Annotated in this window: 20 protein-coding genes and 1 tRNA gene; 4 read left to right on the forward strand and 17 right to left on the reverse strand. The window is 66.7% G+C overall.

Going from position 1 to position 17,581, the window contains the following annotated elements; translation table 11 throughout:
• The 7 genes from ACE3QC_RS05275 to ACE3QC_RS05305 all read right to left on the reverse strand — a co-directional run bounded on the left by ACE3QC_RS05275 (position 1) and on the right by ACE3QC_RS05305 (position 4,788).
• Positions 1–1,092, reverse strand: coding sequence for a glycosyltransferase family 2 protein (locus ACE3QC_RS05275; protein ID WP_374406052.1), 1,092 nt, complete (start codon positions 1,090–1,092; stop codon positions 1–3).
• Positions 1,089–2,147, reverse strand: a complete 1,059-nt coding sequence (gene leuB / locus ACE3QC_RS05280) for a 3-isopropylmalate dehydrogenase (protein ID WP_374406053.1) — start codon at positions 2,145–2,147, stop codon at positions 1,089–1,091. Before leuB ends, ACE3QC_RS05275 begins: the two co-directional genes overlap by 4 nt.
• Entirely contained in the window at positions 2,144–2,746 is a 603-nt protein-coding gene (locus ACE3QC_RS05285) for a DNA repair protein RecO (protein ID WP_374406054.1), read from the reverse strand. The genes leuB and ACE3QC_RS05285 overlap by 4 nt, the downstream gene beginning before the upstream one ends.
• An 18-nt stretch (positions 2,747–2,764) precedes the next feature.
• Complete coding sequence (locus ACE3QC_RS05290) at positions 2,765–3,034, reverse strand: hypothetical protein (RefSeq protein WP_374406055.1); 270 nt, start codon at positions 3,032–3,034, stop codon at positions 2,765–2,767.
• An 80-nt stretch (positions 3,035–3,114) separates the two neighbouring features.
• Entirely contained in the window at positions 3,115–3,366 is a 252-nt protein-coding gene (locus tag ACE3QC_RS05295) for an accessory factor UbiK family protein (protein ID WP_374406056.1), read from the reverse strand.
• Positions 3,367–3,402: 36 nt separating this feature from the next.
• Positions 3,403–3,957, reverse strand: coding sequence for a TspO/MBR family protein (locus ACE3QC_RS05300; RefSeq protein ID WP_374406057.1), 555 nt, complete (start codon positions 3,955–3,957; stop codon positions 3,403–3,405).
• 96 nt (positions 3,958–4,053) lie between these two features.
• A complete protein-coding gene (locus ACE3QC_RS05305) occupies positions 4,054–4,788 on the reverse strand; it encodes a TlyA family RNA methyltransferase (RefSeq protein WP_374406058.1) in 735 nt (244 codons plus the stop codon).
• Between the two features lie 54 nt (positions 4,789–4,842).
• Here ACE3QC_RS05305 and ACE3QC_RS05310 point away from each other — a divergent pair, with 54 nt between their 5' ends.
• A complete protein-coding gene (locus ACE3QC_RS05310; protein ID WP_374406059.1) occupies positions 4,843–5,376 on the forward strand; it encodes a hypothetical protein in 534 nt (177 codons plus the stop codon).
• 395 nt (positions 5,377–5,771) lie between these two features.
• Positions 5,772–6,866, forward strand: a complete 1,095-nt coding sequence (locus ACE3QC_RS05315; protein WP_374406060.1) for a branched-chain amino acid aminotransferase — start codon at positions 5,772–5,774, stop codon at positions 6,864–6,866.
• A 12-nt stretch (positions 6,867–6,878) separates the two neighbouring features.
• Here ACE3QC_RS05315 and ACE3QC_RS05320 read toward each other — a convergent pair whose 3' ends face one another.
• Together ACE3QC_RS05320 and ACE3QC_RS05325 are read right to left on the reverse strand one after the other, a co-directional pair.
• Positions 6,879–8,942 (reverse strand): NAD(+) synthase, encoded by a 2,064-nt coding sequence (locus ACE3QC_RS05320; RefSeq protein ID WP_374406061.1) that lies wholly within the window; start codon positions 8,940–8,942, stop codon positions 6,879–6,881.
• 58 nt (positions 8,943–9,000) lie between these two features.
• The gene (locus ACE3QC_RS05325) at positions 9,001–10,017 is read right to left on the reverse strand and encodes a DNA topoisomerase IB (protein ID WP_374406062.1); all 1,017 of its coding nucleotides are present in this window, start codon (positions 10,015–10,017) and stop codon (positions 9,001–9,003) included.
• 82 nt (positions 10,018–10,099) lie between these two features.
• Between ACE3QC_RS05325 and yghU the strand changes: the two genes are divergently transcribed.
• Together yghU and ACE3QC_RS05335 are read left to right on the forward strand one after the other, a co-directional pair.
• On the forward strand, positions 10,100–10,945 hold the full coding sequence (gene yghU / locus ACE3QC_RS05330; protein WP_374406063.1) for a glutathione-dependent disulfide-bond oxidoreductase: 846 nt from the start codon (positions 10,100–10,102) through the stop codon (positions 10,943–10,945).
• A gap of 49 nt (positions 10,946–10,994) precedes the next feature.
• Positions 10,995–11,069, forward strand: a tRNA-Gln gene (locus tag ACE3QC_RS05335).
• Between the two features lie 43 nt (positions 11,070–11,112).
• Here the strand turns inward: ACE3QC_RS05335 and ACE3QC_RS05340 are convergent.
• From ACE3QC_RS05340 to ACE3QC_RS05375, 8 genes are all read right to left on the reverse strand, one after another.
• Positions 11,113–11,529, reverse strand: a complete 417-nt coding sequence (locus ACE3QC_RS05340; RefSeq protein ID WP_374406064.1) for a universal stress protein — start codon at positions 11,527–11,529, stop codon at positions 11,113–11,115.
• 20 nt (positions 11,530–11,549) lie between these two features.
• The gene (locus ACE3QC_RS05345; protein WP_374406065.1) at positions 11,550–12,941 is read right to left on the reverse strand and encodes an alginate export family protein; all 1,392 of its coding nucleotides are present in this window, start codon (positions 12,939–12,941) and stop codon (positions 11,550–11,552) included.
• 60 nt (positions 12,942–13,001) lie between these two features.
• Positions 13,002–13,187: a YezD family protein gene (locus tag ACE3QC_RS05350; RefSeq protein WP_374406066.1), complete on the reverse strand. Its 186-nt coding sequence runs from the start codon at positions 13,185–13,187 to the stop codon at positions 13,002–13,004.
• A complete protein-coding gene (locus ACE3QC_RS05355; RefSeq protein ID WP_374406067.1) occupies positions 13,184–14,236 on the reverse strand; it encodes a sulfate/molybdate ABC transporter ATP-binding protein in 1,053 nt (350 codons plus the stop codon). Before ACE3QC_RS05355 ends, ACE3QC_RS05350 begins: the two co-directional genes overlap by 4 nt.
• Entirely contained in the window at positions 14,233–15,069 is an 837-nt protein-coding gene (gene cysW, locus ACE3QC_RS05360) for a sulfate ABC transporter permease subunit CysW (protein ID WP_374406068.1), read from the reverse strand. The genes ACE3QC_RS05355 and cysW overlap by 4 nt, the downstream gene beginning before the upstream one ends.
• Positions 15,066–15,929, reverse strand: a complete 864-nt coding sequence (gene cysT / locus ACE3QC_RS05365) for a sulfate ABC transporter permease subunit CysT (RefSeq protein WP_374406069.1) — start codon at positions 15,927–15,929, stop codon at positions 15,066–15,068. Before cysT ends, cysW begins: the two co-directional genes overlap by 4 nt.
• A gap of 34 nt (positions 15,930–15,963) precedes the next feature.
• On the reverse strand, positions 15,964–17,022 hold the full coding sequence (locus tag ACE3QC_RS05370) for a sulfate ABC transporter substrate-binding protein (protein WP_374406070.1): 1,059 nt from the start codon (positions 17,020–17,022) through the stop codon (positions 15,964–15,966).
• A gap of 100 nt (positions 17,023–17,122) precedes the next feature.
• Positions 17,123–17,581, reverse strand: a complete 459-nt coding sequence (locus ACE3QC_RS05375; RefSeq protein WP_374406071.1) for an Rrf2 family transcriptional regulator — start codon at positions 17,579–17,581, stop codon at positions 17,123–17,125.

Here is a 17,581-nt window from a genome sequence, read left to right on the forward strand (position 1 = left end):
TCAGCCCCGCTTCCACACGAAGCGGCTCGACAGCGCGTAGTTCCACACCGCGCCGACCACGATGCCCGCACCCGCCGCGAGCAGCCAGTGCAGCCCGTTTTCCTTCAGCAGCCCGGCCACCGCCACGTTCGCCACCGCGCCGACCCCGCAGGCCACGCAGAAGCCCGCCCAGCCGCGCAGCAGCGCCCCTGCCCCATGCAGCCGGCGGTCGCGATAGGTCAGCCAGTTGTTCAGCCAGAAGTTGAACGTCATCGCGGCAAAGGTCGCAGCCGCCTGCGCCGGGATGAAAGCGGTGTCCGCCTCTCGGTAGAGCAGCGCCAGCACCGCGAGGTGGACGATCACCCCGAGCCCGCCGACCGTGCCGAACAGCGCGAAGCGCGTGGGCACCACGCGGCCGAACGTCTTGTCGTAGAGTCCGATCAGGAAATCGAATGCCACCGCGCGGTCGAGCTTGCTTTCGCCGCTGCGGCGCGCGGCGAAGCGCAGGGGAAATTCGCGCACCTTCAGCGGGTCCGGCGCGCTGGCCAGCAGATCGAGCAGGATCTTGAAGCCCACGCCTGACAGGCGCGGCGCGAGGCGGCGAGCGGTTTCCGCTTCGAGCAGGAAATAGCCGCTCATCGGATCGGTCAGTTCGACGCCCGAGAGCCGCCGTGCGAGGCGATTGGCCAGCCGCGAGCCTTTCTCCCGCCGGGCGCTGGCAAGACCCTTCGGGCTGCCCCCCGCAACGAAGCGGCTGGCGACCGCGACCTGGCATTCGCCACCTTCGATCGCGGTCAGCATTGCGGGCAGCAGAGCGGGATCGTGCTGGTGGTCGGAGTCCATCACTGCGACGAAAGGTGCGGCGGTGGCGCAGATGCCTTCGATCGCGGCGGACGACAGTCCGCGCCGCCCGATCCGCTGGATCACCCGCACGCGCGGGTCGGTCCGGGCCAAGCGGCGCGCCTCGTCGGCGGTGCCGTCTGCGCTGTCGTCGTCGACGACGATGGCCTCCCACGGCGTACCCCCCATCGCCTGCGCGATCCGCGTCAACAGCGGCGCCAGATTGTCGCGCTCGTTCAGCGTGGGCAGGACGATGGCGAGGCGTGGCGTCAAAGGCGCTCCAGCACCGCATCGCCGATCGCGCTCGTGTCCGCATCGCCGCCGAGGTCGGCGCCGCGCACGCCGTCGGCCAGCGCACGACCGACCGCCGCCTCGATCCGCACCGCCTCGGCCTCGCGCTCGAACGAATGGCGCAGCATCATCGCAGCCGAAAGGATCGTCGCCATCGGGTTGGCCTTGCCCTGCCCGGCGATATCGGGCGCGCTGCCGTGGATCGGTTCGTAAAGCCCGAAAGTGCCGTGATCGGTCGTCCGTTCGCCGAGGCTGGCGCTGGCGAGCAGGCCGATGGAGCCGACGCACATGCTCGCCTGGTCGGACAGGATGTCGCCAAAGAGATTGCCGGTCACGACCACGTCGAACCGGCCCGGATCGCGCACGAGCTGCATCGCCGCGTTGTCGACGTACATGTGCTCGAGCGCCACGTCAGGGTACTCGGCAGCGGCCGCAATCACCGTGTCACGCCAGAGTTGGCTGGTTTCGAGCACGTTGGCCTTGTCAACGCTGACGAGCCGTTTCCCCCGGCCTTGCGCGGCGCGGAAGGCGACATGCGCGATACGGCGCACTTCGCTCTCGGCATAGCTCATCATGTCCCACCCTTCCCGCTCGCCGCTGTCGAGCGTGCGCGTGCCCTTGTCGCCGAAATAGACGTCGCCGTTCAGCTCGCGGACGATGAGTAGGTCGATCGCGCGCGCGATCTCGGGCCGCAGCGCGGACATGTCTTCGAGGCCCGGAAAGGTGGTCGCCGGGCGCAGATTGGCGAACAGGCCGAGTTCGGCGCGCAGACCAAGGATCGCCTGCTCGGGCCGCAGATGGCGCTCCAGCCCGTCGCACGCCGGATCGCCGACCGCGCCGAACAGCACCGCATCCGCCGTGCGCGCCATCTCCAGCGTCTCGGCGGGCAGCGGGTGGCCATGGCGATGGTGGGCCACCCCACCCACGTCGCCATCGAACAGCACCATGCCGGGCAGGTCGAGCGCCTGCAGAACGCGCACCGCCTCGCGCGTCACTTCGGGGCCGATCCCATCGCCGGGAAACACCGCAATCTTCATGCCTTCATTCGCCCCAATCTCTCGCGCAGCATCGTGCGCGCGGCCATAACATCGCTCCGGTGGTCGGCAAGCAGGTAGCGCTCGATCGGAGGGCCCTGCGCGGCAAACATTTCCAGCAGCGCCTCAAGCCCCGCTTCGGCGGGTGGCTGCGCGCCGCCATAGCCGAGCTCGCGCAACAGCAGCGCTTCGTAGGCGACGAGGCCGGGCAGCCATCCCCGCGCCGAGGGGGCCTGACAGATCGCTGCAAGAACCGCCACCAAGGCACTGTAGAGATTGGGATAGGCGTTGCGCTCGGGCAATGTGCTGGCGGTCAGCGCGGTAACCCACCCGATCGCCGCCGCTGGCAGCGGCTCGCCCAGCCAGGGCCCTCGGCTCGCGATGAGTTCGAGCCGCGCGAACGGCAACTGGCTGTCGGACTTCGCGCGCAGTTCGAGATCGACGAGATTGCCGGGAATGACCACCGGCCTCAACTGCCGCCCGCGTCCGCCCGCGACATACCCTGCAACCAGCCCGTGCGCCTCGGTCAGCAGCCGCGCGATCACCGCCGTCTCGCCGTGCGGCCGCGCGGAAACGAGGATGGCGGGAGCGCGAATATGCATTCGCGACGCCCTAGCCTGTCACACCGCCGGTTGCGAAGCCGCTTCGGCAGGCGTGTGCGCCATCTCGCGCTTGCTCAGCAGGGTGGCGAGGCTTTCGCCGCGCCCCATCGTCCAGTTTCTCTGCATGCGTACGGTCGGATTGGGCGCGCACCAGATCTCGCCAGTAGCATCGATCGCGGTGACCCAGATCAGATTGTGTTCCTGGCCGTAGTCGATCAAGCCGATGGCGTAGCCGTCGCCCTTTTCGAGCACGTGGAGCGGGATCGGGGGATTGAGCTGGGTGAACATGCGGCACACCTTTCCCATCCGCAACGGACATGGGCGGCACCGGTTCCAGTGTTAACTTTTTCTGATAAGTTGTTGAAGAATCAGCCGCCGCCGATGCGGGCTTCCAAAGCGGCCAAGCGGTCGGCAAGCGCGTCGTTCTCCTCGCGCGCCTTGGCGGCCATCGCCTTGACCGCGTCGAACTCCTCGCGGCTGACGAAATCCATCCCGCCCATCGCTTCCTTCACCCGCTCGCGCGCGCTCTCTCGCGCCTCGCGGGTCATGCCCGCAAACGTGCCGGCCGCTCCGTTGAGGAGCTTCACGAAGTCGGCGATCATCGGGTTCTGGCTTTGCATTGCCGCTATGTGGGCGCGCGGGGCAGGAAGCTCAACTCAAATTTCGATCCGCTGCACCGCCCCGCGATCGGACGTGCCATCGGCCTTGGGGTTCAGGCGCAGGAATTCGTAGTTGAGCACGGTCGCGAACAGGATCCACGCGAGGTAAGGCAGCAGGAGCAGAGCCGCCGCGCGGCGCACGCGCCAGAACAGCGCAATCGTCGCGATCACCAGCAGATCGAGCACCACGATCACCGCGAGCGCGCCGGCGATCTGGTGCGCGGCGAAAAAGGTCGGCGACCAGGCGAGGTTGACCGCGAACTGCACCGCGAACAGCGCGATCGCCGCCGTCCGGCCGCGCGCACCCCACGCCGCGCAGACGAGGGCCAGCGCGAAGCCCATCATCGCGTAGAGCACGCTCCACACGATGCCGAACCACATCGGCGGCGGGAAGATGCCCGGCTTCGCCAGCTCCGCGAACCACGGATTGTCCGCCCCGCTCTGCGACAGCGCGCCGGAAAGGTAGCCGAGCAGCATGCAGGCGGGAACGGTGAACAGCGCCCAGCGGATCACACTGGCGCGCAACTGTCCGCGCGAGGCGAGAGCGGTCATGCAAACTCCCGGAAAATGGGCGATTCGATGGCGCGGATATTGGCGGCGGTGGTAAGGCTGCGCAAGCGAACGCGTGCAACCTGTGCCGCGGCGGGATCAGCGCGAGGCCGAGATGAGGAACTCGACATTGCCTTCCGGCCCGGTGATCGGGCTTTCGACCACACCTTGGACCGCCCACCCGGCACCCTCAAGCCACTCGCGCACTTCGTCGCAGACGCGCGCGTGGAGCGCCGGGTCGCGAACGACGCCGCCCTTGCCCACTTCCTCGCGCCCGACCTCGAACTGCGGCTTGATGAGCGCGACCATGCGGCAGCGCGGCGCGGCCAGTTCCATGGGCCTATCCAAGACCTTGGAGAGTGAAATGAAGGATGCGTCGCACACGATCCAGCCGCACGGCCGATCGATCTGCTCGGGGGTGAGCACGCGCGCGCTGGTCTGTTCGAGCACGGTTACGCGGTCGTCCTGCCGCAATTTCCATGCGAGCTGGTTGGTGCCCGAGTCGATCGCGAACACGTGGCTGGCGCGCCTGCTCAGCAGTACGTCGGTGAATCCGCCGGTCGAACTGCCGACGTCCATCGCCACCGCGCCTGCCGGGTCGAGCGCGAAGTGGTCGAGCGCATGGGCGAGCTTGATCCCGCCGCGCGAAACCCACGGATGATCGCGCCCGCGCACCTCGAGCGGCGCGCTTTCGGCAAGCTGCTGGCCGGGCTTGGCCATTTTCGTTTCGCCCGAGAACACCAGGCCCGCCATCACCAGCGCCTGCGCACGAGTGCGGCTTTCGGCGAGGCCGCGGGCGACGAGGAGCTGATCGAGGCGTTGTTTGGCAGGCATGGACCCGAATGCGGTTAGCGATCATTGAGGGATCGAGAAACCGGAGAGATTCGCTTGCGCCATATCCGCCCTATCGCCGTCGCCGCCAGTTGCATCGCGCTCGCCTGCTGCGCGCAGCCCGCGCCAGAGCCGACCCCGCCGCCGCCCACGCCTGCACCGACGCCGACCCCGACGCCCCCGCCGCCGGTCGCACAGCCGCAATACGACAACTGGGCCGACGCCCCCGCGACGCCGGGCGACTGGCATCTGCGCGAGACCGGCAGTGGCCCGCAGGCGGTGTTCGGCCCCTCCGCCGGCGAAGCGACCTTCGCTTTCACCTGCAACCGCGCCGATCGCACGGTCACGCTCATGCGCGCAGGCGCGGCGGCGGGCGCGTCCTCGCTGGTAGTGCGCACCGAGACCCGCGACGGCACTTTGCCCGCGCGCACTGCGGGCGCGACACTGGCCGCATCCCTACCGGCCGCTGATCCCCTGCTGGCGGCGATGGCGTTTTCCAAGGGGCGCTTCGCGGTCGAAACGGCGGGCCTGCCGACGCTCTACATCCCGAGCTGGCCCGAGATGACCCGCGTGATCGAGGATTGCCGCTGATACGAAAAAGCCCGCGAAATCTCGCGGGCGACAGCGGACAATTCTGACGTGGGAAAAGTTTTTTTCAAGGCTTGTTTTCACCGAGTCGCTGAATCAAATTGCAACTCGAGGCCAGCGGTCCACGCGGCACTCAATCGCCGGTGAAACGGTGGTTCGGCTCGAAAGCGCGAAAGGAGGTGATCCGATGTCTCATGGTTCAGCAGGGAGGTCGGTAAGTTTCCGCGCGAGGCACTATCACTGAGCAGACAGCGATAGAGGCTTCGTGAGCGGCGCTATCGGCCGCTGACCATGCGAAGGGTCGTTTCGGCGAAGGTCGAAACGGCCCTTCTCATATTTGGCCCCCGCTGCGGGGAGCATACTTGCCCTGCCCGTTTCGGCGCATTAACCGGGCGGGCATGGATTTCGAACATATCCCCCACGCCGCGCCCGTCCCTTCCGCCACCCGCGACGAAGCGCTGGCCAATCCCGGCTTCGGCACCGTGTTCACCGACCACATGGTGGTTATCGACTACGACGCCAACCAGCCTGATGCCGTGGGGGGCGGCTGGCATACCGCGAAGGTCTGCCCGCGCGAACCGATCGCCCTCGATCCGGCGGCGGCGGTGCTGCATTACGCGCAGGAAATCTTCGAGGGGCTGAAGGCCTACCGGCAGGAAGACGGCGGGATCGCCCTGTTCCGGCCCGAAGCGAACGCAGCGCGATTCAACAAGTCGGCCGAGCGCATGGCGATGCCGCACCTGCCCGAGGAACTGTTCCTCGAATCGATCCGCCGCCTGCTGGCGGTGGACAAGGACTGGTTTCCGACCGTGGAGGGCGGCTCGCTCTACCTGCGGCCCTTCATGTTCGCGAGCGAAGCGTTTCTCGGCGTGCGGCCCGCCAAGCAGTACAAGTACATCCTGATCGCCAGCCCTGCAGGCAATTACTTCAAGTCCGGCGCGCCCGCGGTGAAGATCTGGGTCAGCCAGGACTACGTGCGCGCGGCCCCCGGCGGCACCGGCGCGGCCAAGACGGGCGGCAACTATGCCGCCAGCCTCGTGCCCCAGGCCGAAGCGATCGAACAGGGCTGCGACCAGGTCGTGTTCCTCGACGCGGTCGAGAAGAAGTGGATCGAGGAACTGGGCGGCATGAACCTGTTCTTCGTGTTCGACGATGGCACCGTGGTTACCCCGCCGCTCACAGGCACGATCCTGCCGGGGATCACCCGCGACAGCCTGATTCGCCTGCTGCGCGAGGAAGGGCTCGAGGTGCGTGAAGAGCCTTACTCGATCGATCAGTGGCGCGAGGATGCAGGCAGCGGCAGGCTGGTCGAGACGATGGCCTGCGGCACCGCGGCAGTCGTCACCGCGGTCGGCACGGTTGCCGGGCGCGACGGCGAATTTACGATCGGCGGAGGCGGGCCGGGGCAGCTGACCAGCAAGCTGCGCGAGAAGCTCGTCGGCATCCAGCGCGGACGCGCGGACGACACCCACGGCTGGGTGACCCGAGTCTAGGTTACAACGGCGTTACAACGGCGGCAGCGTCCGCCGCAGTTCGTCTATCCACACGTCCGCCACCGCGTCGCTCGGCGCGCGCCAGTCGCCGCGCGGGCTCAGTGCCCCGCCCGCGCTGACCTTCGGACCGTTGGGCAGCGCGCTGCGCTTGAACTGGCTGAATTCGAAGAAGCGCTTCAGGAAGTTTTCCAGCCACTTCGCGATCGTGGCGAGGTCGTATTCGTTCTTCGCCGCGTCGGGGAATTCGGCGGGCCACATGCCCGCCTGCGCATCCTTCCACGCGTGCCAGGCAAGGAACGCGATATGGCCGGGTGAATGTCCCCAACGGATCGTGTGATGGAGGAAGAAATCGTTGAGCTCGTAAGGCCCGATCACGCTTTCGGTCGACTGGATCGCACCGTCCGCGCCCGCGGGGACGAGTTCGGGGCTGATCTCTGTGCCGAGGATCGCCTCCAGCACGGCGTCGGTTTCGCGATCGAATTGATCGGTGCGCGTGGTCCAGCGGATCAGGTGCTGGATCAGCGTCTTGGGCACGCCGGCGTTGACCGCGTAGTGGCTCATCTGGTCGCCTACGCCATAAGTGCACCAGCCGAGCGCCAGTTCGGAGAGGTCGCCGGTGCCGATCACGAACCCCGAATGCTGGCCGGCGAGCCGGAACAGGTAATCGGTGCGTAGCCCTGCCTGCACGTTCTCGAACGTCGTATCGTAGACCGGCTCGCCGCCGGCGAACGCATGGCCGATGTCTTCGAGCATCCGGGTCGCGGCGGGCTTGATGTCGATCTCCTCGGCGGAAATCCCCATCGCCCCCATCAGCTTCCAGGCGTTGGCCTTCGTGCCTTCGGACGTGCCGAAGCCGGGCATCGTGTAGCCGCGAATCGTGGCGCGCGGCAGGTCCAACCGATCGCACACCTTGGCTGCCACGAGCAGCGCATGGGTGCTGTCGAGCCCGCCCGAGATGCCGAGGATCATGTGCTTAGCCCCGGTCGCGCGGAAGCGCCGCAACAGGGCGTCGACCTGAATGCCGAACGCCTCGTAGCAATCCTCGTCCAGCCGATGCGCGCGGTTGGGCACGAAGGGGAAGCGGCGGATCGCGCGGACGAGGCCGGTGTCGCCGCGCGCCGCCGCATGGTCGAACGCCACGCGGCGAAACGCATCCTCGGGCCGGCCTGCGGCCTCGGCGGCGTCGTTGAAGGTCTGCATCCGCATCCGGTCGCCGAGGATGCGGCGGGTATCGACATCGGCCACGCACAGCTCGGGCGCGAGGTCGAAGCGCACGCTTTCGACCAGCAGGTCGCCCAGCTCGTAGATCATGCCCTGCCCGTCCCACGCGAGGTCGGTCGTGCTCTCGCCGTGGCCGCTCGCCGAATAGGCATAAGCGCAGATCGCGCGGCTTGACTGCGCGCGGCAGAGCATGTGCCGCTCGTCCGACTTGCCGATGGTGATATTCGAAGCGGAAAGGTTGCACACGATCGTCGCGCCCGCCATCGCGGCCAGTGTCGAGGGCGGATCGGGCGCCCACAGGTCCTCGCAGATCTCGATCCCGAACACGAAACCCGGCAACTCTTCGGCGGCGAACAGCAGGTCGGTGCCGAACGGCACCTCCGTGCCGTTCACCGAGATCTTTAGGCCGATGCAGTTGCGCCCGTGCGCGAACCAGCGCTTCTCGTAGAACTCGCGGTAATTGGGCAGGTAGCTCTTGGGCACGACGCCAAGCAGGCGACCGTTCGCGATCGCCAGCGCGCAGTTGTACACCCGGCCGCCCCGGCGCAGCGGCGCGCCCACCACCGCGACCGGCGAGAGCCCCGCGCTTGCCGCGACGAGTTCACCCACCGCCCGCTCGACCGCATCGAGCAGCGCCGATTGCAGCAGCAGATCGTCGAGCGCGTAGCACGACAGTGAAAGCTCGGGATAAAGCACGAGGTCCACCCGCGCCTCGTGCGCCTTGCGCCATTCGGCGAGGATACCCTCGACATTGCCCGTGACATCGGCGGTGCGCACGCACGGCGTGGCGGTGGCGACGCGCACGAACCCGTGCGTTTGGCGGTCGAAGAAGGGGTGGTCGCTGCGCTCGGTCATATGCGCGCCGGGTTGTTCACGATGAAACGCGCGACTGCAAGCGCCAGCGTGGCCCGCCTCAGGCCGCGGCGAGCAGTTTGCCCGCGGCGGGCGAGCCTTCGAGCAGTTCGATCAGCCCCCGCTCCTCGCGCGTAAGCCACTGGGTCGAGCGCGGCAGGCGCAGCGCCTCGCGCCACTTGATCTGCCGATCGACCAGATCGATCACCGCCGGGTGGACGTAGCTGCGGCGGGTGACGGCAGGCGTGTTGCCGAGATGCTCGGCCACGTCGGCCAGCATCGCCTTAAGCGTGAGCCGCTCCTTCGCCTCCGCCAACAGTTCGAAGGCAAGCACGCTGGCGTGCCAGGTGCGGAAGTTCTTGGCGGTGAAATGCTCGCCCATCGTCTCGCACAGGTATTCGTTGACGTCGTGCGATCCGATCTCGTGCAGATCGCCGTCGTCGTCGATGTACTTGAACACGTGTTGGCCGGGCAGGTCCTGCATCTTGCGGACCACGCGCGCGAGCGCGCCGTCGGTCAGAGAAACCTCGCGCAGCTTGCCGGACTTGCCTTTGTACTTGAGCTTCAGCGTACGCCCCGTGACCTCGGCATGGCGCTGGCGCAGCGTGGTCGCGCCGTAACTGCGGTTGGTCTTCGCGTACCCCTCGTTGCCGATCCGCATAGCGCCGAGATCGAGCAGGCGGACGACGCTCGCGATAGCGCGCTCGCGGGTCAGGCTGCGCGCCGAGAGATCCTCCTCCACCCGCTTGCGGACCAGCGGCAGCAAGCTGCCGAAGGTAACGCAGCCGTCGAACTTCTCGCCTTCGCGGAAATTGCGGAAATCGGGGTGATAGCGGTATTGCTTGCGCCCCTTCGCGTCGATCCCGGTGGCGAGGATGTGTCCGTTCGGCGCCGGGCAGAACCACGCCTCGACATAAGCGGGCGGCAGCGCGATCGCGTTGAGCCGGGTGCGCTCGTCCGCATCGCGGATCAGTTCGCCATGCGCGTCGTAATAGGCCCAGCCGCGCCCGGATCGCTTGCGCGTGATGCCCGGCAAGTCGTCGTCGACATAGATGAGCTTGGGCGCGCGCGTGGGCATGAGGGTTGAACCGCGGATGCGGCTTGCGGTTCCACGCGGCGCGACCCATCTCGGCCCCCGAACGCAGCATTGGGAGCAAGCGATGGCCGATCCGACCTACACCCCGCCCGAAGTCTGGACCAATACCGAGAGCGGCGGCAAGTTCGCCGGGATCAATCGCCCCACCGCCGGCGCGCGCGAGCAGCGCGACCTGCCCGTTGGAGAGCATCCCTTACAGCTCTACTCGCTCGCCACGCCCAACGGCGTGAAGGCCGGGATCATGCTGGAGGAACTGATCGAAGCGGGGCACGACGCCGAGTACGACGCCTGGACCGTGCAGATTTCCGACGGCGACCAGTTCACCAGCGGCTTCGTGGACGTGAATCCCAATTCCAAAATCCCCGCGCTGCTCGACCGCAGCGGACCGGAGCCGGTGCGCGTGTTCGAAAGCGGCGCGATCCTGCTCCATCTGGCGGAGAAGTTCGGCGCGTTCCTACCCACCGATCATACCCGCGCCGAGGTGCTGAGCTGGCTGTTCTGGCAGATCGGCAGCGCCCCGTTCATCGGTGGCGGGTTCGGCCATTTCTACGCCTACGCGCCGGAAAAATACGAATACCCGATCAACCGCTACGCGATGGAGACCAAGCGCCTGTTCGATGTCGCCGACAAGCGGCTGGCGGACAGCGAATACCTGGGCGGCTCGGACTATACCGTGGCCGACATCGCGGCCTGGCCGTGGCTGTCGCCGTTCGTGATCGGCGGAATCTACGGCGAGGCGCGCACGTTCCTCTCGATCCAGGAGTATTCGCATGTCGAGCGCTGGGTGAAGGCGATCGCGCAGCGTCCCGCGGTCAAACGCGGGCGGATCGTCAACAAGACCTGGGGCGAAGACGACGAACAGCTCCGCGAACGCCACTCGCCCGCCGATTTCGAGGGCAAGAAGCTGTAAGGTGCCCCTTCACAACCGCGCCAGCTCCGCTATAGGAGCGCGCGCCTGCTGGGGTGTAGCCAAGCGGTAAGGCACCGGTTTTTGGTACCGGCATGCGCAGGTTCGAATCCTGCCACCCCAGCCAGCTCCCATTTTTTTCTGCGTGCCCCTGCTATCCGGACGGTGTCCTAGCGCACCAGCACGACCGAACAGCTTGCCTTGGCCGCGATCCGGATCGGTTCGGGCTGGTACAGCAGATCGACGAGGGCCGGCTCGCGCGCGGGCAGGACGATTACGTCAGCGCGGATTTCCTCCGCGATATGCAGGATCGATCCGGGAACGGACCCCCAACGGCTGAGCGTGCGGCAGCGTGTCGGGCGAATATGCGCCTTCAACCGTTCGAGCCCCGCTGCGGCGCGTGCTTCGAACCAGCGGCGGGCTTCCCAAGAATAGTCGGCATCCTTCACCACCACCCAATGCGGTGCGATCGTCGCGAGCGTGAGCCAGGCGTCGCAATCGCGCGCCAGTTTGCCAGCGACCTCCACCGCCTTGCGCGCTTCGTCGGGGGCGGTCAGCTTCACCGGCGCGAGGATGTTCTCGAACATCGCCTGTGTCCCCGCGCGCGTCAAAAGCTCGCCGTCAGATCGACATAGCCGTACAGCGTATCGCCGAAACCATTCGCGTTGGGTGCGGTCTCGAGAAACCGGCCGTGGAACAGCGCCGCAGCACCGGTGTCGAGCCGCAGCGCCGTGGGAACGATCCAGTAGCGCGCCCGCGCCTCGATCTGATGGCCGCCGAACTTGCCCGATTGCCCGGCCGCGTCGCGCACGCCGGTGTTGGCGAAGCTGTCGCTCGCACTGTCGAGCCAGGCCGCGCGATAGAACACGAAACCGTCCCACCGCTTCGATGGCTTCACCTCGAGGCGCACGCCAGGCGAGTCGATGTTGTTACGCCCGAGTGGGCCGTAGATCCCGGTCGGGCCATAATCGAACCGGCGCGGACCGTAGAGGCTGTCGAACCGGCCGTAGTCGCCGCCGGGCTTGTCGCCGGTCGCCAGGTCGTACTCGACCGCCACGCGCGGCTGCCAGCTGCCGCCGAACTGGTAGCCGATTTCGGCATGGAGGAACTGCGCGGAAACATTCTGCTGCGGGGCGTCCGCCACGTTGCTCGCGGAGATGTCGCCGAACTGATAGGCGTATTCGAACTCGTAATCGAACCTGCCCACCGCCGGATCGCGAAATACCCGCGCGCCCGGCGTGTAGAGCCTGCGGTCGCGGGTGGCGCTACCGGCGGTATCGTCCTCATCCAGCGCGAAGAAATACAGGTCGAGGTGGGCCGAACCGGCCAGCTTCGGCTTGCTCAGGAAGCCGCCCCAGAAGATCAGTTCGTCGCCTTCGCGATCCCATTCGATTTCGTTGTCGAGGATCGCCGCCTTGTCGCCCGGCAAGCGCTGCTGCGGGTAGGTGTAGAACAGCGTCAGTTGCTCGCCCGCCTTGCCGTCCAGTTCGAACTTGGCGCCGGTGAAGGCGTTGGTGGTGTTGCGAAAGTTGTTGCGGCCGGCAAGCCGCCGCGAACCGAGATCGAGGACGAATCGCCCGGCATCGAGGCTCGCCTGCGACCCCTCGCCGAAAACGTCGCCAAAATCGGCGCCGATATAGGCCTGAACGAGTTCGAGCGCATTGACCTCGCCGGTCCCGACCGAGCTTCCGGCGTCGGTGGCGTAGGCCCGCGAATCGATCAGTTCGCCGCCGACGCGGATGGGGCCGGTGTCGTATTGCGCGAACAGGCGCGACTGGAGCGAAACGATATCGTCGTTCTCGTCGAGCCCGGGGCGAAACTGGTTGGCCAGCGCTTCGTAGCGGACGCGGATGCTGCCCGAAACCTCGAGGCCCTCAGGATCGCCGAGGGCTTCCTGCAAGGTCCAGGGTTCGTCGGGTTTCTCCTCCTGCGCAAATGCGGGGGCAGCTAAGGCGGCGAGAGCGAGAACGCCGGCGCCTGTCAGGTAACGTGCGATCATTGCATGGTCCTTTGTCGGATCGCGACGCTTCCGGTGGACCGGTCAGCCTCGTAGCTTGGTTCAGGGTGCGGACTTGAGCCGCGTTTTCTCGGTCACATCGATCTGCACAATGCGGTCGTCATGCACCGTCACCGCGATCGATCCGAAGCGCAGCGCGAGCAGCGCCTGGCGGATGTTCGCGATTCCCTCTTCGACATGGCGGCGCTTTTCAGGAGACGCTTCGGCGGTCTGCGTGGGAGGCGTCACGACGGGGCTCCTTCCTCCGCGAACAGCCGACCGCGGGTGATACGCAGCGCGAGGCGCTGACCGGCCCTGGGCGCAGGGCGGTCGGCGGGCAGATCCACCTCGATCACGCGCGCGAGACCGCCCACGGTGCCTTCGACCCGCCAATCGCCCCCTTTGCGATAGGCACTTGTGACGACCATCGGGACGGCGCCTGCGCTGTCGCCGTTCAGCACGACATCGTGGGGCCGGAAATCGAGGCGTGCCGGACCGTCGGCCACGCCGTCCGCGTCGACTTCGATCGACCTGTCGTGCCAGCGGATCTTGCCGTCAGCCACGGTTACCGGCAGCCGATTGATGTCGCCCACGAAGCTCGACACGAACCCGGTTTGCGGGGCCATGTAGACATCCTCCGGCGTTCCGACCTGCTCGATCGCGCCATGGTCCATCACCACCACGCGGTCGGCCAGTTCGAGCGCCTCTTCCTGGTCGTGGGTGACGAAGATCGACGTCAGGCCCATCCGTTCGTGCAACTGGCGCAGCCAGCGGCGCAGATCCTTGCGGACCTTGGCGTCGAGCGCACCGAACGGCTCGTCGAGCAGCAGCAATTGTGGCTCGACCGCCAGCGCGCGGGCGAGCGCGACGCGCTGGCGCTGTCCGCCCGAAAGTTGCGCGGGGTAGCGATCGCCCAGCCCGCCGAGCTGGACCAGCTCGAGCAGTTCGTGCGCGCGGGCGCGGATTTCGGCCTTGCGCGGTCGCCGGCTGCGCGGACGGACGGACAGGCCGAAGCCGACGTTGTCCGCTACGTTCATGTGCCGGAACAGCGCGTAGTGCTGGAACACGAAGCCCACCTTGCGGTCGGCGACCTTGAGATCGGTCACGTCTTCGCCGTTGAACAGGACGCGGCCTCGATCGGGAAAAGCGAGCCCGGCGATGATCCTGAGCAGCGTCGTCTTGCCCGAGCCGGAGGGGCCGAGCAGCGCGAGGAACTCGCCGTCGCGCACATCGAGGTCGATACCGCTCAAGGCGGCGAAATCGCCGAAGTGCTTCGAGATGTTATCGAGTGTTATCAATGCCCCGCACTCCCGTGGTTGTAGCCGTAGCGCCATTCGAGAAGCGACTTCAGCACAAGCGTCAGCAGTGCGAGCACCGCCAGCAGCGATGCGACCGCGAAGGCGGCGACGAAGTTGTATTCGTTGTAGAGTATCTCGACATGCAGCGGCATCGTGTTGGTCAACCCGCGCAAGTGCCCGGAGACGACCGAAACCGCGCCGAACTCGCCCATCGCGCGCGCGTTGCACAGCAGCACGCCGTAGAGCAGGCCCCAGCGGATATTGGGCAGCGTCACACGCCAAAACGTCTGGAAACCGCTCGCGCCGAGCGACAGCGCCGCCTCTTCGTCGTCACGGCCCTGTTCCTGCATCAGCGGGATCAGTTCGCGCGCAACGAACGGAAACGTCACGAAGATCGTCGCCAGCACGATGCCGGGCACGGCGAAGATGATCTGAATATCGTTTTCGCGCAGCCACGGGCCGAACCAACCCTGCATGCCGAACAGGAGGATGTAGACGAGCCCGGCGACCACCGGAGACACCGAGAACGGCAGGTCGATGAAAGTGGTCAGCACGCTCTTGCCGGGAAAGTCGAACTTGGCGATCGTCCAGGCTGCGGCGATGCCGAACACGATGTTCAGCGGCACGCTGATCGCCGCCACCGTCAGCGTCAGCCTGATCGCGGAAATCGCGTCGGGATGCGCCAGCGCCGCGCCGTATTCGCCGAAACCCTTGGCCAAGGCCTCGGCGAACACCGCCACCAGCGGCAGCAGCACGAACAGCACGAGAAAGCCGAGCGCCAGGGCGAGCAACGCGAACGAGCCCACCGGCCTGCGAGCGGTGGCTGCGGTCATACGTCGATCTTCCTGCGGCTCCAGGCCTGCACCAGATTGATGAACAGCAGCATCGCGAACGACACCAGCAGCATGACCACCGCGATCGCGGTCGCCCCGGCATAGTCGTATTGTTCGAGCTGGGTGACGATCAGCAGCGGAGCGATCTCGGATTCGAACGGCATGTTGCCGGCGATGAAGATCACCGACCCGTATTCGCCGACCCCGCGGGCCAGCGCGAGCGCGAACCCCGTCAGCAGCGCGGGCAGCACGGCGGGCAGGATCACCCGCGTGAAGACCTGCCGCGGCGTCGCGCCGAGCGAAAGCGCGGCTTCCTCGATCTCGCTGGAAAGATCGGCCAGCACCGGCTCGACCGAACGGACGATGAATGGCAGCCCGATGAAGATCAGCGCGATCGTGATCCCGATCGGATTGTAGGCGACCTGGATGCCGAGCGGTTCGAGAAATTGCCCGATCCAGCCATTGCCCGCGTAGATAGCGGTAAACGCAATGCCCGCCACGGCGGTCGGCAGCGCGAAAGGAAGATCGATCAGCGCGTCGAATATCCGCTTGCCGGGAAAGTCGTAGCGCACGAAGACCCAGGCGACGATCATCCCGAACACCGCATTGACCAGCGCCGCGGCGAGCGCGGTGCCGAAGCTGACCTTGTAGGCGGCGACGGCACGGTCCGAGAAGCCGACCTCGAGGAACTCGGCCGGCCCCATCCCGGCAGCGCGGATGAACACCGTGCTGAGCGGAATCAGGACGATCAGCGAGAGCCAGGCGAGCGTGAAGCCCATCGTCAGCCCGAAGCCGGGGATGATGGACTTGCGCGCGGCGCTGGCGCTCTGGCCCGCCTTTATCGGAAGCGTCTGTTGCATCTGCAGCGGTCTGCTCAATGCGATCGGGCGCGCGTCAGCGCCTGGTCTCGGTGAAGATCTTGTCGAAGACGCCGCCGTCGTTGAAGAAGCGCTTCTGCGCAGCCTGCCAGCCGCCGAACGCGCCATCGATGGTCACGAGGTTCACCTCGGGAAAGGTCGAGGCATACTTGGCCTTCGCCGCTTCACCGGTCGGGCGGTAGAAGTTCCGGCCGATCACATCCTGCGCTTCGGGCGTGTAGAGGAAGCTGAGGTAGGCGCTGGCGACCTTCTCGGTGCCGTGGCGCCCGGCGTTGCCGTCGAGCACCGTGACAGGCGGCTCGGCGAGGATCGAAATCGAGGGCACGACGATGTCGAACCTGCCTTCGCCCAGTTCCTTCTGCGCAAGGAACGCCTCGTTCTCCCACGCGAGCAGCACGTCGCCGATCCCGCGCTCGGCGAATGTCGTGGTCGAACCACGTGCGCCGCTGTCGAGCACCGGCACGTTGGCGAACAGGCGGCGGACGAAATCCTCCGCCGCGGCGTCGGAGCCGTATCGCTCCTTCGCGTAGGCCCAGGCCGCGAGGAAATTCCACCGTGCGCCGCCACTTGTCTTGGGGTTCGGCGTGATCACGCCCACGCCGGGCTTCACGAGATCGTCCCAGTCGCGAATGTTCTTCGGGTTGCCGTCGCGCACCAGGAACACGATCGTCGAGGTGTAGGGCGAGCTGTTGTTGGGCAAGCGCTTCTGCCAGTTTTCGCTCAGCGCGTCGGTCTTCGCGGCGATCTCGTCGATGTCGTACGCCAGTGCGAGCGTCACCACGTCGGCGTCGAGTCCGTCGATGACAGCGCGCGCCTGCTTGCCCGCGCCGCCATGGCTCATGTTGATCGTCACGTCCTGCCCTGTCTTCGCCTTCCAGTCGGCGACGAAAAGCGGATTGATCGCCTCGTAGAGCTCGCGCGTGGGATCGTACGAGACGTTCAGCATTTCCACCGCGCCCTCACCGCCTTTCGCACCGCCCGACTCCGGGGCCTGCGAGCACGCGGCAAGAACCAGCGCGGTCGTGCCAAGCAGAGCGCCGAGTGCCCCGCGGCGCGAAAACGAACCGAAAACCATGAACGTGTCTCCTTGTCAGGCCCGCGAATACCGCGAACGAATCAGCCTCCCATTATTCCTATCTGTTAAATAGGGAATAGCAAGACAGGAAAAACGAAACTCATCCGGCGAACCGCTCCTCCCGCCGCCAAGGCGCGGCATAAGAAGTATCACCGAGCGCATCGCCGATGGTTCGCGTATCGAGCACCGCACGGCTTGCATCGTAAGCGCGGCCGAACTCGCGGCGAATTTCGCATTGCGCCTCGCTCACGCAGTCCTCGCACCGGCGATAGGACTGGCGCGACAGACATGGCAGGGGCGCCAGCGGCCCTTCGAAAATGCGCAGAACCTCGCCGAAGCTGACCGTATCCGCCGGGCGCAGCATCACGTAGCCGCCACTCTTGCCGCGCTTACTTTCGAGGATGCCGGACTTGCGCAAGTCGAGCAGGATCTGTTCGAGGAATTTGTGCGGGATGTTGTAGCGGCGGGCGATCTCGGCGCTGGTGGTGGCCTCGCCCTCAGGGGAAGCGGCGATCGCCAGCAAGGCGCGGAAGGCATAGCGGGCCTTGTTGGAGATCAT

The organism is Pelagerythrobacter sp. (assembly GCF_041912895.1).
GTDB lineage: Bacteria > Pseudomonadota > Alphaproteobacteria > Sphingomonadales > Sphingomonadaceae > Pelagerythrobacter.

Bases quoted from the DNA above. Each gene is read 5' to 3' on its own strand.
- ACE3QC_RS05340 (WP_374406064.1), bottom strand. From the start codon at position 11,529: ATGTTCGAGAACATCCTCGCGCCGGTGAAGCTGACCGCCCCCGACGAA.
- ACE3QC_RS05300 (WP_374406057.1), bottom strand. From the start codon at position 3,957: ATGACCGCTCTCGCCTCGCGCGGACAGTTGCGCGCCAGTGTGATCCGC.
- cysW (WP_374406068.1), bottom strand. From the start codon at position 15,069: ATGACCGCAGCCACCGCTCGCAGGCCGGTGGGCTCGTTCGCGTTGCTC.
- ACE3QC_RS05375 (WP_374406071.1), bottom strand. From the start codon at position 17,581: ATGATCTCCAACAAGGCCCGCTATGCCTTCCGCGCCTTGCTGGCGATC.
- ACE3QC_RS05295 (WP_374406056.1), bottom strand. From the start codon at position 3,366: ATGCAAAGCCAGAACCCGATGATCGCCGACTTCGTGAAGCTCCTCAAC.
- ACE3QC_RS05315 (WP_374406060.1), top strand. From the start codon at position 5,772: ATGGATTTCGAACATATCCCCCACGCCGCGCCCGTCCCTTCCGCCACC.
- ACE3QC_RS05285 (WP_374406054.1), bottom strand. From the start codon at position 2,746: ATGCATATTCGCGCTCCCGCCATCCTCGTTTCCGCGCGGCCGCACGGC.
- ACE3QC_RS05305 (WP_374406058.1), bottom strand. From the start codon at position 4,788: ATGCCTGCCAAACAACGCCTCGATCAGCTCCTCGTCGCCCGCGGCCTC.
- ACE3QC_RS05290 (WP_374406055.1), bottom strand. From the start codon at position 3,034: ATGTTCACCCAGCTCAATCCCCCGATCCCGCTCCACGTGCTCGAAAAG.
- ACE3QC_RS05320 (WP_374406061.1), bottom strand. From the start codon at position 8,942: ATGACCGAGCGCAGCGACCACCCCTTCTTCGACCGCCAAACGCACGGG.
- ACE3QC_RS05370 (WP_374406070.1), bottom strand. From the start codon at position 17,022: ATGGTTTTCGGTTCGTTTTCGCGCCGCGGGGCACTCGGCGCTCTGCTT.
- leuB (WP_374406053.1), bottom strand. From the start codon at position 2,147: ATGAAGATTGCGGTGTTTCCCGGCGATGGGATCGGCCCCGAAGTGACG.
- ACE3QC_RS05325 (WP_374406062.1), bottom strand. From the start codon at position 10,017: ATGCCCACGCGCGCGCCCAAGCTCATCTATGTCGACGACGACTTGCCG.
- cysT (WP_374406069.1), bottom strand. From the start codon at position 15,929: ATGCAACAGACGCTTCCGATAAAGGCGGGCCAGAGCGCCAGCGCCGCG.
- ACE3QC_RS05345 (WP_374406065.1), bottom strand. From the start codon at position 12,941: ATGATCGCACGTTACCTGACAGGCGCCGGCGTTCTCGCTCTCGCCGCC.
- yghU (WP_374406063.1), top strand. From the start codon at position 10,100: ATGGCCGATCCGACCTACACCCCGCCCGAAGTCTGGACCAATACCGAG.